This is a genomic window from Paenibacillus apii (assembly GCF_011043685.1).
Taxonomy (GTDB): Bacteria; Bacillota; Bacilli; order Paenibacillales; family Paenibacillaceae; genus Paenibacillus_AQ; species Paenibacillus_AQ sabinae.
Genome location: NZ_JAAKGU010000006.1, coordinates 268,494 through 284,249 on the forward strand (window position 1 = coordinate 268,494; position 15,756 = coordinate 284,249).

Genomic DNA, 15,756 nt, shown 5'->3' on the forward strand with positions numbered 1-15,756 from the left:
TGCGGGGACCCCGCTGAAGCGCCTAAAAAGAATTTTTCTTAGACAAAGCTGCACTTTATGAGGGGTTATTTAATATAAAAAGGGTATCCTGACGGGTTGAGATAAACTGCAGCTCGAAAGGATACCCTATTTAAATTCTGGTAGCGGTATAGTTTTATGTAGTGCTTCATGGATAATCCAGAAGTCTGTTATTGGAGTACCGCATGGTGTGGAGAGTGTAAGTTCCGTTTGAGAATTTCAACGAGCAGAAGCGCGATAAAATCATGCTCCAGCTGAAGTTCAATGGCCTTATGGTAAGAGTCCAACAGCATCTCGTCCGATAATTCAACCACAACGTTCACCTACCTTTCCTTTTTTTGGTTCCTCTCTATCATAGCAAACTATCAATTTTCGAACAAGTGTTCTTATTATCCACAGCTAGATGTGGAAATCCTGTGCATAATGTGTGAGTAAGGGCGATTAGTGCAGTGTATATGCGGTGGACTATGGGGATAACAGTTATACACAGGATTCGCCTTTGGTAGTATAATAAAAAAATTTCTGCTTTGCTATAATTATTTTAAAAAATCGGTCTCTTTTCCCCTGTTAAATGAACTAATATCGGAACTAAGGATACACATCTGGCGCAAAAATGTAAAACTCTTTTTATACATTTGCCTATTTTTTTGTTCATACTGGTTCATTCGTGGTTATTGCGGTCTGGTGTTTACTTCGAGAATCCAGATTCTTCCCGAACGGTCCACGGCATAGTCAAACCCCAGCTCGCCGATCCCCGGAAAATGACGCTCCATCACCTGGATGCATGTCAGGGTCAAATTGCGCATTTCCTTTCTTTTAGCCGAAGAATTGATCCGCGGGAGCGATCTTCGGAGTCCTTCCCTGCAGGTCAGCATGGTGCCTCCCTTGCATAAATTGGTCACGAACAGTCCGGGTCTCGCCAGACGGCCGACCATGGAGCGGAATTCCCAATGCTCTCCGTTCTTCACTACCTTAACTCTGTAATCTATCGGACGTCCGGCGATTCTCGCAAGCGATATGCCCTGCTGGATCAAATAGCCGCGCTTCACCCTGACTTTCTTAAGCGCTTCCGTCATGCCGGCAAAGTCCCGGTACATCCGCGTTTTGGCCATATACGTAAAGCCGTAGCCCCTGCCGTCGCGGAATACTTTAATAACGCCGTAACCCCCTCCGCCGACAATTGGTTTGATCACGACATTTCCGAATCGGCCAAGCATGGAATGCAGTGCGGAATTGCTGTAATGCACCGTTCTTGGAATATAACCGGCGATCCGGCCGTCGCTGAGCAAAGCTTTGGTCTTCAGCCATTTGCTGGCCAGTTGTCTCCCCGCCATTGCCCCTCTCTCCTTTCTGAAAGCCTGCTATACTGTACTCAATCTCCATTCGGCCCTCTTGTATGATTGTCCTTGATAGAAGGCGTTCGTATAAAAAGGGGCTGCTATGCCGCGGCTTATATCCCGCCCCAAGTTCCGCTACTGTGGGAATATTCCGCGCTTATCCGACAGTATCCACGCCGGCGCCATCCGGAGAGAGAAAATGAAGGAAATTGTCGCATCGTCTGCACGAACCAGCCGACAAATTTCCTCCAGTGAATGACCGCGGTCCCGGAAAAGGCAAGCAGCGCGCCGTGCAGAGACGTCGGGTCTAATAATGTAACCCTTTTCATACAGTGTCGTATCGCTTATAGTTAAAGTAATCCCATCTTTCGTTTATCCTGGAGGAGGCGCTGCGATGGCTCAATTGTTTGAGATTCTATACTGGCTCGCCATGATCGGCTCGTCCGTCGTATTGGCTGCAACTACGCTGCTGGTCTGTGCGCTGGGCTTCAAATTCTTCATTAAAGACCGGCGCAGGGCGCTGGGCGCGGGCTGCATCGCCTTCTCGCTCGTATCCGCGACCCTGATCGTATTGATGATTAATTACAAGTTTATTTTGGCGGCTTGAGAGAGGGGAAATTTCCTGCGTTCAGGCAATAAGAAAAACTCCTATCGGAGCTAAAAAAAGATGCCCCGCGTGATTGGCGAGGCATCTTTCTTTGTTTTAAAAGGGTGCCGGATTTTAGTCGTTTCCGGCATTCCCAATATTCGCGATTGCCTGGGCCGCTTCCGCGCGGGTCGTCGTCCCCTGCGGGACGAACGCCGAAGCGCTCCGGCCTTTCATCAGGCCGAGTCCCGCCGCTGTACTGACGGCATCGCGCGCCCAAATGCTGACTGCGGCCTGGTCCTTAAAGACCGGGGATGCCGCAGCATCCGGTTTGGTCTGCGGGTGGAGGATGCTCCAGGCTCTGACGAGCATGGCCGCCATCTCCTCGCGGCTGATGGTCTGCTCCGGCCTGAAGGTATCCGTGCCGGTTCCCTTGATGATTCCGGCCTGATAAGCCGCGGCCACTTCATCCGCATACCACTTGGCTGCGGGAACATCCGTGAAGGCCGCGCTGCCTCCGCCAAGGCCCAGCGCCCGGACAAGCAGCGCCGCGAATTCCGCGCGTGTCACTTGGCGGCCGGGAGCGAACTCCCTCTGGCTGATTCCTTCCACGATATGCTTTGCCGCCATTTCCGTAACGGCGTCATAGGCCCAGCTTCCGGCGGGAACATCCGAGAAGGTTTTGCGGTATTCCAGCACCGCGTATTTGCTGAAATGATCCGTCTGGCCGCTTGCAACATTCCCTGCGGACAGGCTGCCAATGTACTCAAGCTCCCCCGTATCGGAAATATAGTAGAGACCTGCCAGCTTGGCGGCGGCAAGCCCGCTTGCCTTGAGCTGAAGCGTCACCGGATGCGCGAATGCGGTTACGGGCGTTTCCGCTCCGCCAGCTGAGATCAGCTTCGCTTTAAATTCGTAGATATCGCTTGCAAGCTTCAAATCGGCGAATTCGCGCTGCTTCGCAAGCGCAAGCAGGGATTCGCTGTCGGCAGGCGGCACCTTCACGACGCTTATAACCGCTTCGCCGCTGGACTTGGATGCCGCGGCAAGCAGTTCGCCGAGCGTCCGGGCGCTCAGTTTAAGCGTAAAATCGGCCCCCGCCAAATTCAGCCCGCTGCCGCCCTGCGCCAGCTTATCCAGCAGCGCGGCCGGAATGCGCGCCTCCGTGCTTGTTCCCAGCGTGAACGTCGCCTCTTTCAGGGCGTCGTTCATAGCGAGCTTATCCTCCGTCACCCGTACGACGGCCGGAGAGGGAGTAGGCGCCGGGGATGCCGGTGGGCCCGAACCAGAGCCCGTACCTGGTGATGGCGTAGGGGTTGGAGTGGCGCTCGGAGCCACGCTCGGCTTGGCACTAGGCGTTGCTGAAGGCGGCGCCGATGCAGGTTGCCCATAGCTGAAACTGGTCTTGTAAGGAGTGTCGCTGTTCTCCACGCCAAGCTGAACCTCATACTTGCCTTCGGCTGAAATATTCCATGTAAACGTGAACGCGCCGCCGTCTCCGCTTGTTATACTATCCAGAAAAAGCTGGCCGCCGGGCTCCGCCACCTTCAGCGTCACCAGTTGTCCCGCTCCGGACGCCACTTTTCCCGTTACCGTTGCCTGCTTGGTTGATATATCGGCGCTTGCAGTAACATTTGTGAACCAGACAGTTTCGGAAGCAGTCGCCAATGCTTGCCAGAACGTAGACAGGAGCAGAATCAGGATTAGCGCAGGTATGCTCTTCTTCATTGTTTGCCTCCTTTTTGCAAAGAAACCCCGGCGGGGAAATCCCGCCGGATTGTTCATCTAATTCAAGGGGTCAACTCTACTACGTCAGCCAGAGGCATCATGGTCGTATTCATCAGATCCTCACCTTCCCAAACCATCAGCTTGACCTTGAATCCCGCCACACTTGCAGGAAGCTGGAAGCCTGCGTTCAGCTGCAGGGTCTGGCCCGCTTTGACCAGGGAGGAGCTGTAAGCGTGGTTAACCATCTTCAGTCCGCCGTTCCCGTCATAAAGCGCGGCGATAATCAGCACTTGCTTGTCTTCGGACAAAGCGTTCGTAACTTTGACCTTGGCATCCAGATATTTGCCGGCTTCAAGCTTATTCATGTTGAACGAAGGCTCCATCTTGAAGCTGTCTTCCATTCTCTTCAGCACCGTGTAATCCAGCGTATACGATACGTTCCCCGCCTCGACCCGGATCTGGTACGGACCCGCTGGCAGCGTGGCCGGAAGGGACAGCGTCAGGTTCGCTGTACCGCCTGCAATAGAGCCGGATGCCGCCGGAACTCCCGCATAGGACAGGGCGTTTTTCAGCAGTACGGCTTTGACAGCCGTCCCGTCAGTGACATTAGCCGTATGGACGGCAATCTGCACATCCTTGACGCTGCCGGCGCGGTGCATTGCCGCGTCCAGCGTCACGTCCTTGATGCTGGGTGCGCCTTTACCGGTAAGCGCGGCTGTAATCTGCTGCGCCTCGGAGGTCGCTGCCTCGGCCGTCCGGAAATACAGCTTATGGGCGGCCGCATCATAGAACCAGACGTCATGGCCTGCTTGAACGGCCTCTTTCGAACCAACTTCTTTCAGTTCTTTGCCGTTCCGTTTGACCGAGTAAACATCCTTATCTTCGGCTCCGATCTTCACTTCGGAAGCCCATACGCGGCTTTCGACCTTGCCGGTGTAGCTGCCGTTCATTGCCGCGATATTCAGCGACACTTTGTCACCCTGAGCACTTGCCTTGATCTCGGTTGCCGCGGATTGGCCTTTCTCGTAATCATACGTGCTGCCGTCATCCTCATACAGCGTGAAGCTGGAAGTTTCTCCGCTGGTTAACGGATATACTTTGAGCGTCAATTCGCTAGCCGGCGTCTGCTCCGTGAAGTCCTGAACCGCCCGGGTCGGAATGATGGCGCCTTCCTTCACCAGCATCGGAACGGTGTTCAGATCGGCATTGTACGTAATTTCCTGTCCTCCATTAAATTTCTGCTCGGAGTTCCAGTCATACCAGGTTCCGCTTGGCAGATACACCGTTCTTTGAGATGCGCCTTCCTTATTAACCGGCGCAGCCATAATGGAGCCGCCGAACATCCATTGATCCTGAATGTTATATACATTGCTGTCGTTCGCATAATCCATAACGAGCGGCTTCATCAGCGAAGCTTCGCCGTCCGCCGTCTGCTTGGCGGTGGAATAAATGTACGGCAGCAGCTGATAGCGCTGATTGATCGCTTTTGTCACCGAAGCTTCCGCGTTGGCTCCGAACGCCCACGGTTCCCGGATATTGGTCGGGTCCGAAGGATTGTCGCCGAGAGCCACATGCGACCGGAAGATCGGCATTAAGGAAGCCGCCTGCATCCAGCGGGTGTACAGCTCCGGCGAAGGCTTGCCGTTAAATCCGCCGGTGTCGTTCGTGAAGTAGGAAATGCCCGATGCCGCCGCGCTGAGACCCAGCTGCAGCTGATGCGAGAAGGAAACCCAGCTGGCGTCGATATCACCGCTCCAGACGGTAGTGCCGTACTGCTGGATGCCGGTAAATCCGGATCTTGCCAGCGTCCAGACCCGGTCGCCGGTATAGCTGCGCTGACCGTCATAGAACGCCTTGGCCTCATTCAATGCGTACACGTTCGTTATTTCCGCCGCGCTGCCCGCCGCGAACTGGTCTCTTAACGAGTCGGTTGGCTGTTCCGGTTCGTTAAGGTCGATCCAGTAGCCCTTCACGCCGGCATCATGCAGCTTTTTCACCTGGGAGCTGTACCACTTGGCCGCTTCGGGATTCGTGAAGTCGATCAGTCCCGCTTTACCGTACCAGGCCGGGTAAATGACTGTTTTGCCGGAAGCGTCCTTGACGAAATAGCCTTTGCTGTCGCCTTCTTTAAAGTTGGAAGCTGTTACCTGGATATAAGGATCGACGATGGTTACGATGTTCACGCCTTTTTCCTGCAGCTCAGCCATATTGGCCTTTGGACTCGAAAAATCCTGTGCCGGATCGTCATTCCAGGTCATATCGAAATAATGATTTTTCTTCGCCCAGTATACATCCAGCACCATGGAGTCGAGTGGAATATCCTTGCTGCGGAAGGTATCCACGATGCCGTCCACTTCGTTCCAGCTTCTGTAGCCGAATCTGGACTGCATATAGCCCAGCGCCCACATTGGCGGAATCGGAGCGGTGCCGGTCAGGCTGGAGAAGCTCTTCATGATGCTGTTCAGGGAACCGCCGGTGTCGCCGGCTATGAAATAGTAGAGCATTTCCCCGTTCGGCGCGCTGAAGCTGTATTTTCCGGCATCTGCAGCACCCATGTCGAAGGTCACATTTTCGTACGTATTGTCAAAATAAAGCCCATAGCCCTTCGTGCTCGTAAAGAACGTGCTGGAAACGTCGGAGGTATTGCCGCCATAGCCTCCAGTCATTGCATTGTTCATAACCACCTTCTTGCCCAGACGGTCGAACGACTGCGCGTCGCGGTCCATGCCGAGCCCGAAGAAATGCTCATCCTCGGCCAGAGCCATCTCGTTGTATACGCCGGTGTCTCCGTCATACCCGAAGCCTGCGCCGCCAACTTGCTCCGAGAGCAGCTTCGTGTTCGAAGCGTCATAGTAGGCCAGGCGGAACGGCGACTTGTAGGCGCGGATGCTCAAAGCGTCCGTCTGAATCAAAATATAGCCTTCATCACCCATATCTTTAACGGATGGGATTACGGAGCCCTGCTCGCTGTCCACCACAAAGGTATCCTTTTTGGCAAACGTGCCGGTCGGCTCCATCCATACCTTGGCCGTATCGGCTTTCACGAATTCAAGCTTCACCTTCGCGCTGCCCTGCGAATTCAGCACAACCGCCCGTCCGCCTGCGGATACCTGGTACGGATCGGTTTCCGACAAGCTGTTAACGAAGGTAACATCCTTATACTGCTGGTCATTATCCTTCTGCAGCAAGAAGTCGTCGATGCTTAAGCTGCTTCCCGCTTTGCCTTCGGAGATTACGCCGACCTTGACCACTTCATTCATGGCGAGTTGAATATTCGGCAGCTTCAGCTCCGTAAATTCCGCCCCGGCCGGAATATCAAGCGTCTTGGTACCGCCGGAATACGTTACGTAGACCTGGGCTTTGCCGAGCTCACCGGTCTTGCGGGTCTTCAGCGTCAGCTGATACACGCCGTCTGCCGGCGCATTGCCGAACTGCCAAATATCGGAGGAATAGTCGCTTGCGCCGCCGATTTGCGCAAAAGCGTTATCCCCGTCCCGCGCAATCGCCTGATGCGTCATGTTCGTGCGGCTCCATCCGGCGAAGCCTTCGTCAAAGCCCGGATTGTACAAGGCTACGGACAAAGTTTCGGCCGCAGATTCCTCGGAGGTGAATTTCACATTGTCGATCTGCATGGAAGTATCCGGCTTGGGAGCTTCCAGGATGAATTTTACCGTCGCTTCCTGCTCGGTAATATCCGCTTCGACTTTGAATTCCTTGTACTGAAAATCGCCCGCATCCCATTTCGCCTTACCTGTGGATGGGACTCCATCCTTCAGGCTGGGCGTAATATTCACCGTCACATCGTCTTTGCCCGGCTGGGAAATAACCAGTTTCGCTTTTCCGCCCGCAAATGTCGGGTCGGTGTGCGGCATCAGCTTCACCATGGCCGACAATGTGTAATGCCCGTTCTTCAGGCTGGTAATTCTCTGCTGGGAGACCGCTTTTCCGCCCGCATCCGGGGAGTACAGGTATTGCTTGTGGCCGGCATAGGCATCATTGGTATCCACGCCGTGCCAGATGGTGGTACCTTGCGTATCTACGGTCCAGCCGGTCTCGTTGCCCGTTTCGAAATCACCGTTGATCAGTTGGCCGGTTCCGGAGCTGAAGGAAATCGAGTCGATATGAACCGAACCCGCACTATCCTCCGTTTGTGCAAGCGTGATCAGATTCGTTCCTTTTTTCAGTGAAATCGTCTTCTCCGCGCTGCTCCACTTATCCCAAGTAGATTTGCCCAGCGATTTAAAGGTCACCGTGTCCGAATCGACCGGGCTGCCGGCAATATCCTCCACAGTCACCGCCAAAGAACCGTCCGCTTCATTTCCGTTGGCATAGCGGACATTGAGCGGATAATTCCCGTCCTGCGGAACACTGACGGCAAAGGTCAGCTTGGCGCCTTTTTGATTCAGCCCGGCGATATAGCCAAAGCCCTGGTAGCCCGCCGCGTCATTGCCAAAGATCGCTCCGCCCTGATACGAAGCCACTTCCGCCTGATACGACTTGGAGGCCGTCTTCGGAATCAGCTTGAGCACGACCGCGTCATGCGGCTCCAGTGTCTTGGAGAAGATCGTCTTGTATCCAAGGTCTTTGTGCTCCCAAATATCGCGGACATAAGCTCCGTCATTAAGTCCCAGCTCTTTGACAAAATTCATCGAGAGCGCCTTGGACTCGTCGCTGCGGTTGAACAGGGCGACGGCCCATGTGCCGTCCGGCAGCTGCCCGGCCCACCGCTCGCTGTCGCGGCTGGCGTTATTCTTGTAATGCTCACCGGAATAATAGATCGGCTTGCCCACCAAGCCCGATTTGTTCAGCTCGATCAGTTCCGGGTTCTGATAGAATTTGGCATTGTCCCTGATGGTATCGTACTGGTCTGCGATCGTAATCGGCGAGCCCGCCATTGTGAACAGCGACAGGGCCGTCTTCCGCTCGTTGTCGGCGAATTGGCCATTGTAGGTGTTCAGGCGCAGGAAGTCGCCGTCGTTAATCATCGATCCGCGGCCCGAAATATCGGAGAATCCCGTGAAGCCCTGGAAGGAGTTGGCCCACTGCGACCAGCTGGCCGTCCAGTTCTGGCGGCGTCCGCTCGTATGATCCCACCCTCCGGCGAAGACGTCCTCGTCGATGCGGATCATGTCGCCGAACTGCTGCTCATACTTGGCATGGCCCTTCAGGTCCGGCATGACCAGGCTGAGGAACATATGGTTCTCGGCGGAGGCTTCATCCATCCACTGAAGCGCTTTGGCGTATTCCGTATCCGAATCGTGGCCTGTTCCGATCTGGCCGAGGCCCTGATCGTAGCCCGATTCATACCAGGAGAGAAAATCGACGCGCAGGAAGGAAGCGCCCTGCTCGGCCAGGAACCTGATATAACCTTGAAGGTATTCTTTGGCGCCCTTTTTGTTGACGTCCAGCCAGTACAGCGCCTGGTCAGCGCCCTGTCCGCCGTCGAAGCGGTCGCCGTTCAGCTGCTTGCCGTTGCCGAGGTTGTACGGCTCCGTCTTGATCAGACTTGCGACCGGAATCTGCTCGGTGCTGCCATCGTCATTCTTAACCGTGACATGATATTTATCCGGATGCTTCAATACTTCCGGGCTGACCCACAGCGGATCGTAGTAGATCCCAAGCTTCATGCCTTTGCTGTGGATGTAGTCGGCCCAGTACTTCCAGGTGTGGCCGTCCGGATAGACTTCGGAAGGATAGCCCTGCCAGTCATTCGGCCCGGCCCATTTGACCTCCACATCGTCCAGATCAATTCCCGCGAAGCCGGCTTTGCCTTTAGGGTCTACGACAAATGCGAGGTCCAGCTTGCCGCTCGTCACATCCACCGTCATGGAGTAGTCGGTCCAGCTCTCGCTGGACACCGTTTTGGCCAGAGCCGCTTCCGGCACTTCGGTGTTGTATCCGTCCACTTGGAATACTGCGGTCGCTCCATTTTTGATCATATCGTTCTTGGTCTTGGCTTTGGCTTTTACCGTGTACAGACCGTTCGGCAAATGAATGCTTTGCGAGACCGTTTGGACCTCATCGGCTCCCGGATTCCAGGTGTACAGGGATTTGTCCCCCGGTCCGTCGTCATTGGTGCCCGATCCGCCGCCGCCTGTGCCGGTAATATTCCAGCCGTCCGTATTTCCTTGATTGAAATCGCCGTTGACGACATGGTTGGAAGTATCGACCTCATCCGTTTCCTTCTCAAGCTTCACATCGTCGAGGTCCAGCCCGGCGCTGAATTTATTTTTGGACAAAGAGTCATAGGAGAATTCCAGATATACACTTGGATTGGTCACATTCAGTAGGGCGCTGTAATCCGTCCAATCTTCATAAGTAATCGCCGTTACGGTTTCAGCTTCCGGATCGGCGGCATCATAGCCCTTGATCTTCATGTAGGCCGGTACGCCGTCCGCGAACATGCCGTTCTTGGTCTTGGCTCTGGCGCTTAAACGGTACAGGCCCGTATCCTTCAGATACACATTCTGGCTGACCGTTTCCTGATGGGGTTCATTCTTATATATCCATAACGACTTATTGCCGTTATCGTCGTTCCGCCCGTGACCGGCCGGTCCGGTAAAGGTCCAGCCTTTGGTCTCTTCATCGTTGAAGTTCCCGTTAACCACGCCGTATACCGGCTCCGTTTCACCGCCCGCCCCCAGCGGATCGGTCATCCACCTATTGTTATGCGAGACGATGTAACCGTTCTCATTTAACAGCGTGGCTCCTTCAATCCATCCGTCCGTGCTGACCATATCGTAGCCGTACGGCTGAAAATTTTCCGCCATCCAGTCGATGTTCGCCTTCCAGCGGTCCTCCGGCATATACGTATTTTGGGTCCATTGATGCTCATACGAAATCCAGTACATCGGCCCCGAGCCATTTCGGGTAAACTCGCTGTTTCTCGCCAAGGCGGAACCCGAGCCGAAAGCCGGAACGACCAGGCTGAACGCCATGATCGAGGCCATCAATCGATGTAATCGCTTTCTATTCTTTGTTTGCATCCCCTAGTGTCCTCCCGTTTCATCTTAGAGTGAATAACCCTGCCTGCAACAGCATCGCACCCGGCTGCGAACTCACCTCCTTAACAAAAATTTTCGGCATGGCTGCAACGGTCAACCGACTGTGTAAAGGTTCCTTCTTACATATTCTCCGCCTTCACCAGCTTCACCCAGGCTTTCGTCAACTCTTCCAGCACCTCATCCTTCGACTTGGCATGGGCTGCATATTCCTGAAGCAGCGCCCCGAGCTGCGTATCGAAACCATCTGGCCAATAGCCTTGAACCCATGGATAAGTCCTGCCCAACTTCATATAGCGGATCGTATCGGCAGCCAGCTGGCCGCTTGGCAGCACTCCGCCCTTCACGACCGGGACCTCGCCGTGCCATCCATATTGCTTGATATAATCGGTAACGATGTAATCAAGAAAATTTTTTGCTTCATTAATATGCTTGGAGGTATCGCTGATGCGGAGCAGCACGGAGGAGTCAACCATCAGCCTTGCCTTCGATGGATCGTCCCCGACCGGTTCCGGGAAGAAGCCGAGCTCCGCAGACGGGTCCGCCTTCAGCATATCCCCCTCCGCCCAGCTCCCGTTGTGGACCATGGCCGCTTTGCCCTGCGCCACCAGAGCTAGTCCCGTACCGTAATCCGTCGCAAGCGGCTGATCGTTACCGTACTTCACCATGAGGTCAATCATGTCGAAGGTCCGGCCAAACAAGGGCAGGTCCTTGAAGGTCTTCTTCCCTTGCGAAATGTCCTGTGCCGTCTCCTCATAATCCCCTTCTTCGGCAGCAAGCGCCTGGGTAGCAATATGCTTGAACACCCACCATTCCTTGAAAGAGTTGGCGAAGGGCGTCACGCCTATGGCCTTGATCCGATTTGCCGCCTGCTCCAGTCCGGTATAGGTCGAGGGCAGGGAGGAAATGCCGGCCGCTTCGAACACTCTTTTGTTGTAAATGAAGCCGTACGACTGGATGCTGACAGGAACCCCGTAGATTTTGCCGTCCCATTCGGCGGATTTCAGAGCACTGTCTTCAATCTGGCCTACAAAAAGCTCCCCGGTAAGCTCCACCACAAGGTCCTTATACGTCCGGTTCGCCCAATAGCCCTGAGTCATGAAAATATCCGGCACATCGCCGGAATTCAGCCTGGTCTTGAGAACCGAATCGTATTCGCTTGATATCAGCTCGGTTTCCACTGTAACTTCCGGGTGCAGAGCATGGTATTTTTCCGCCATATCATGAAGCTGCTCCGATAGGCCTTCCCCGAAGGTGAACATTTTCAGAATTACCGGCCGGGACTGGGTGCGCGCTTCCTTCGTATCCGCAGCAAAATGGCTGCCGCCAACCGAACAGCCTGTGAACGTCGCGGCCATGAGCATCAAGCTTAATGCGAGAACTACCGGTCTCTTCTTCATCCTGAAACTCCCCATTTCAGGCTCCACGTAAACGTTTAAGGTCCCTCACTGCCAGAATAACGCGAAGCCCTCCCGATTGAAATGTACAAAAATGATGGATTTATAGGAATATCCTGAACTCTGATTGCCAGAGACACACTACGAATATGGAAAATGAAACGACGGGCCGTTCACATGCTTTTCTTGGATTGCATCATGCGGTTCCGGTACTCGCTTGGCGACAAGCCGGAGTATTTCTTGAAAGCCTTGCTGAAATAGGCGTTGTCGTTAAAGCCGACTTTGCTTGAAATCTGCTGGATTTGGATGGCCGGATCATCGAGCATTTCCTTGGCCTTGTCCATCCGAACTTTGAGCACATACTCGTAGATGCCGAACCCGAATCTTTCCTTGAACAGTCTGGACAAATACTCCTTGCTCAAAAAATACTGCTCCGAGAACATCGTCAAATGAATGTCAGTAAAAAAATTGTCGTCGATATAGTTTTTGATGCGGATAATGTTGAATGTTTCCGATCCCTTCAGTCCTGCCTGAATTCTGTCGAATACATGCGAGATGACTCGAAAGACAAAGTCGCTAAATTCCTCGAAGGAAGAATAGGACTGGGCGGTTCCAAAGGAGATCTGCTTTCCCTGCAGGTCTTCCGCAACCCCGAGCTGAATCGCAATATTTTCAATTAAAAAGATAAATTCGGCTGCCGCCTTTCTTGCGTCGTCCATACTGAAATAACCGGACTGCTTGATGTGTTCAAAATATCCGGCCACAATCCCCCGGGTGAACTCGATATTCCCGCTTTCGAAGGCGCGGATCAGCAGCTCTTTTTTGTTCAGGATTGACGGCATTCCCGCCCTGCGCCCGGTTTGAATCTCCGTGAATACCCGGTTTCCGTTCTTCAAAATATTGATGCTGGATTTAATCGCATGCGCTTCGCTGTAAGAGGAGCTGAGCTGTTCAAAGGAGGGGGAGAAGCTGCCGACACCGGCGATGGAAGTGAATCCAAACAGGTTCTGGAGTGAAGCAATCACTTCCGTTATTTGGGCCGCGCTGAAAGCTTTGGGCTCCGGGTGAGCGCCAATTTCGAGCACGACAATAATCTCATGATCGGACTTATAGCTTCGGAAGCTGAAGCCCTGGCTCCAGGGGGCGCAGCATTCATCAATCATATTCGTCACGGCAAAATAGCAGGAGAAAGAATCGCCCTTAAACTTAGCAGCGCATACACTATTAAAATTTAGAAGCTGGACAATCGCGCAGCCATAGAGTACGCCCTGCTTCGTCATGGAGGTCAATCGCTTGTAATCCTCAATTATGGGGGGATGAACACTGTCGCCTTCGATGATCATAGTTAGGAGCTTTTCCTTGAATAGCGGGAGGGACAAATTATTCATCATGCACTGGCGCTGCTCCGTCTCACGCTGTTGTCTTTCCTCATCAAGCTGCCGGATGGCCTGACGCAGGGAACGGTTCAGCTCGGCCCGGTCGACCGGCTTCAGCAAATAATCCAGTACCTTGTAATGGAGGGCTTGTCTGGCGTATTCAAACTCGTCGAAGCCGCTGATAATGATATACTTGACTTCCGGATGCTCGGCGCTTGCCCTGCGCAGCATTTCCATCCCGTCCATCACGGGCATCTTGATATCGACCAGCACAATGTCCGGCTTCCACTCCTTCAACAGCTCCAGACCCGTGCGCGCTTCCGGCGCCTCCGCGATTTCGGACACCGCAAGCTGCTCCCATTCGCCCGCCAGCCTGATCGCCGTCCGGACAGGACGTTCATCATCGACAATCAACACCTTATACATGCGTCAGATCCCTCCCGTTCGATTGCTCCCTGTCTATTCTACTGGTCTTCTGCAGGCATGATGATCTCTACCGATACTCCTCCCTCCGGACGGTTCCGGATATCCAGCCTGGCCGCAGTATGGATAAGCAGCTTCAATCTTTCGGATAAATTTTTCAGACCGATGCTCTCCTGCTGCCCGCCTATCCAGTTCTCCTGCCGAAGCAGCTCCTGCAGCTCCTTAAGCCGGTCTTCCGGAATGCCGGGACCATTGTCGCTGACCTCGATGACAGCAAGCCCGTCTTCCCCAAAATACCCCCGAACCCCGATCCGAACCGGGTCCAAGGTCTGCTCCAGAACATGCTTGATCGAATTCTCCACCAGTAGCTGAACGGCCATTTTGGGAACGCGGATTTCGCCTATACTTCCTTCAAGCGCGATGTCGACGGATAGTCTCTCGCCGTACCGGGCCTGCTGCAGCATGACATAGCTTTCGACATTTTTCATTTCCTGGGCCAGATTCACATTGTCGCCGGTCCGAATCGAATACCGCAAAATATATGCCAGCGCCTGCACCATCCGGTCAATATGATCGACCCTGTGAACGAGCGCCTCTGTCGATATCGTCTGCAGGGCATTATATAGAAAATGCGGATTGATCTGCGCCTCAAGCGCCTTCATGCGCGCGGTCTTTTCACCCAGCTTGGCTTTATACTCCTCATTAATCAGCTCGTTGATCTTGGCTACCATAGCATTGAATTTTTTGGAGAGATACGCAATTTCGTCGTTTCCGTTAATATCAATCATCACATCGAAATTCGCTTCCCCCACCTTCTCCATATGCTTCGACAGCCGTTTCAGCGGCCGCGTAATCGTTTTCGTTGCAAAGGTGACAAGCAATGTGCCAATCAGCAAAAAGGCCAACCCGATTAAAAACTCCAGATTTCTCGTATTCTTGGCCCGCTCGTTCAAGGCGCTGGTGGAGATCAGCTTGATCAGCTTCCATCCGTCGCCCGGCGACACGTTATAAGTAACCAGATAAGCCTGCTGTTCGCCGCTCCAATTCAAATAGCCTTCCGGCTTTGTCCAATTAATGGACCGCAGCAATGAGGCCTCATCGCTTAAGCTCTTCTCGCCGCTGTGATAAAAGCTCGTATTATTCTGGTCCAAAATCGCCACAACCTCGGCATCCTGCTCCAGAATATCGCGGATCATTTGATCCCGGTAAGCGGAGCTGATCGTAATGGACACCATTCCCAACGGCCGCTGGCTCGGGATATTGATGAGTGCCCTGTGAAAAGTAAAAAACAGCCGCTGGTTCTCTGCATCATAACCCCCGGCTGACGGTCCCTGCGCCGGCGGCTCAATGCTGCGAAATGCGTTGGCTCTCGTGCTCGCCTCCTTGTACCACCCGTTCGACGTGATGTTCCGGGGATGATCGACCACCAGCTTCGGAGAATCCGTCAGCCTCGATATGGTGTACCGGGCCCCGGTCCGGGGAATATACAGGGAGACAGCAGCGATGTCCCCGCTGGAAGAGTAGAACAGATTCCGCAGCTGGTTCTCCATGTAGAGACGGCTGGAGAAATCCTCTTCATCGCTCATCAGCGCCTCCATAAAGTTATCGTCCCGCCTGAACGACAGCGACAGCGCGTCAATCTGCGCCACAAAGTTATCCAGGCTTTCATTCATATGCTCCAGCTCTTTGGCCGTATTGGAAAGATAGTTGTCTTTAATTATCCAGGTTGTCCGGTAATAAGAGACGGTGGCCAGCACCAGAATCAGCACACAAACGATGAGCGAAAAAGCCAGCCCCAGCTTATTCCCCAGCCTGCGGGTGAAATTTCTGAACCGATTCAATAGAAAAAGCTTCATCCTCTCACCGCCGGTACCCATAGTGATGAATGCG

General features: G+C 53.8%; 8 protein-coding genes. 1 reads left to right on the top strand and 7 read right to left on the bottom strand.

What is annotated here, in order from left to right; translation table 11 throughout:
• Positions 1-188: 188 nt before the first annotated feature.
• Positions 189-332 carry a sporulation histidine kinase inhibitor Sda gene (gene sda / locus G5B47_RS15205; RefSeq protein WP_144240625.1) on the bottom strand — a complete coding sequence of 48 codons (144 nt, stop codon included), beginning with the start codon at positions 330-332 and terminating at the stop codon, positions 189-191.
• Between the two features lie 357 nt (positions 333-689).
• The gene (locus G5B47_RS15210) at positions 690-1,352 is read right to left on the bottom strand and encodes a YheC/YheD family protein (RefSeq protein ID WP_165099612.1); all 663 of its coding nucleotides are present in this window, start codon (positions 1,350-1,352) and stop codon (positions 690-692) included.
• 397 nt (positions 1,353-1,749) lie between these two features.
• Between G5B47_RS15210 and G5B47_RS15215 the strand changes: the two genes are divergently transcribed.
• Positions 1,750-1,962: a hypothetical protein gene (locus G5B47_RS15215; RefSeq protein WP_165099614.1), complete on the top strand. Its 213-nt coding sequence runs from the start codon at positions 1,750-1,752 to the stop codon at positions 1,960-1,962.
• Positions 1,963-2,076: 114 nt separating this feature from the next.
• Here G5B47_RS15215 and G5B47_RS15220 read toward each other — a convergent pair whose 3' ends face one another.
• The 5 genes from G5B47_RS15220 to G5B47_RS15240 all read right to left on the bottom strand — a co-directional run bounded on the left by G5B47_RS15220 (position 2,077) and on the right by G5B47_RS15240 (position 15,707).
• A complete protein-coding gene (locus tag G5B47_RS15220) occupies positions 2,077-3,669 on the bottom strand; it encodes an S-layer homology domain-containing protein (RefSeq protein WP_165099616.1) in 1,593 nt (530 codons plus the stop codon).
• Positions 3,670-3,731: 62 nt separating this feature from the next.
• Positions 3,732-10,655, bottom strand: coding sequence for a TIM-barrel domain-containing protein (locus tag G5B47_RS15225; protein ID WP_165099618.1), 6,924 nt, complete (start codon positions 10,653-10,655; stop codon positions 3,732-3,734).
• 137 nt (positions 10,656-10,792) lie between these two features.
• A complete protein-coding gene (locus G5B47_RS15230) occupies positions 10,793-12,070 on the bottom strand; it encodes an ABC transporter substrate-binding protein (RefSeq protein ID WP_165099620.1) in 1,278 nt (425 codons plus the stop codon).
• A gap of 170 nt (positions 12,071-12,240) precedes the next feature.
• Complete coding sequence (locus G5B47_RS15235; protein ID WP_165099622.1) at positions 12,241-13,869, bottom strand: response regulator; 1,629 nt, start codon at positions 13,867-13,869, stop codon at positions 12,241-12,243.
• Positions 13,870-13,907: 38 nt separating this feature from the next.
• Positions 13,908-15,707, bottom strand: a complete 1,800-nt coding sequence (locus G5B47_RS15240) for a cache domain-containing sensor histidine kinase (protein WP_165099624.1) — start codon at positions 15,705-15,707, stop codon at positions 13,908-13,910.
• Between the last annotated feature and the right edge of the window lie 49 nt (positions 15,708-15,756).

Bases quoted from the DNA above. Each gene is read 5' to 3' on its own strand.
- G5B47_RS15225 (WP_165099618.1), bottom strand. From the start codon at position 10,655: ATGCAAACAAAGAATAGAAAGCGATTACATCGATTGATGGCCTCGATC.
- G5B47_RS15220 (WP_165099616.1), bottom strand. From the start codon at position 3,669: ATGAAGAAGAGCATACCTGCGCTAATCCTGATTCTGCTCCTGTCTACG.
- G5B47_RS15235 (WP_165099622.1), bottom strand. From the start codon at position 13,869: ATGTATAAGGTGTTGATTGTCGATGATGAACGTCCTGTCCGGACGGCG.
- G5B47_RS15230 (WP_165099620.1), bottom strand. From the start codon at position 12,070: ATGAAGAAGAGACCGGTAGTTCTCGCATTAAGCTTGATGCTCATGGCC.
- G5B47_RS15210 (WP_165099612.1), bottom strand. From the start codon at position 1,352: ATGGCGGGGAGACAACTGGCCAGCAAATGGCTGAAGACCAAAGCTTTG.
- G5B47_RS15215 (WP_165099614.1), top strand. From the start codon at position 1,750: ATGGCTCAATTGTTTGAGATTCTATACTGGCTCGCCATGATCGGCTCG.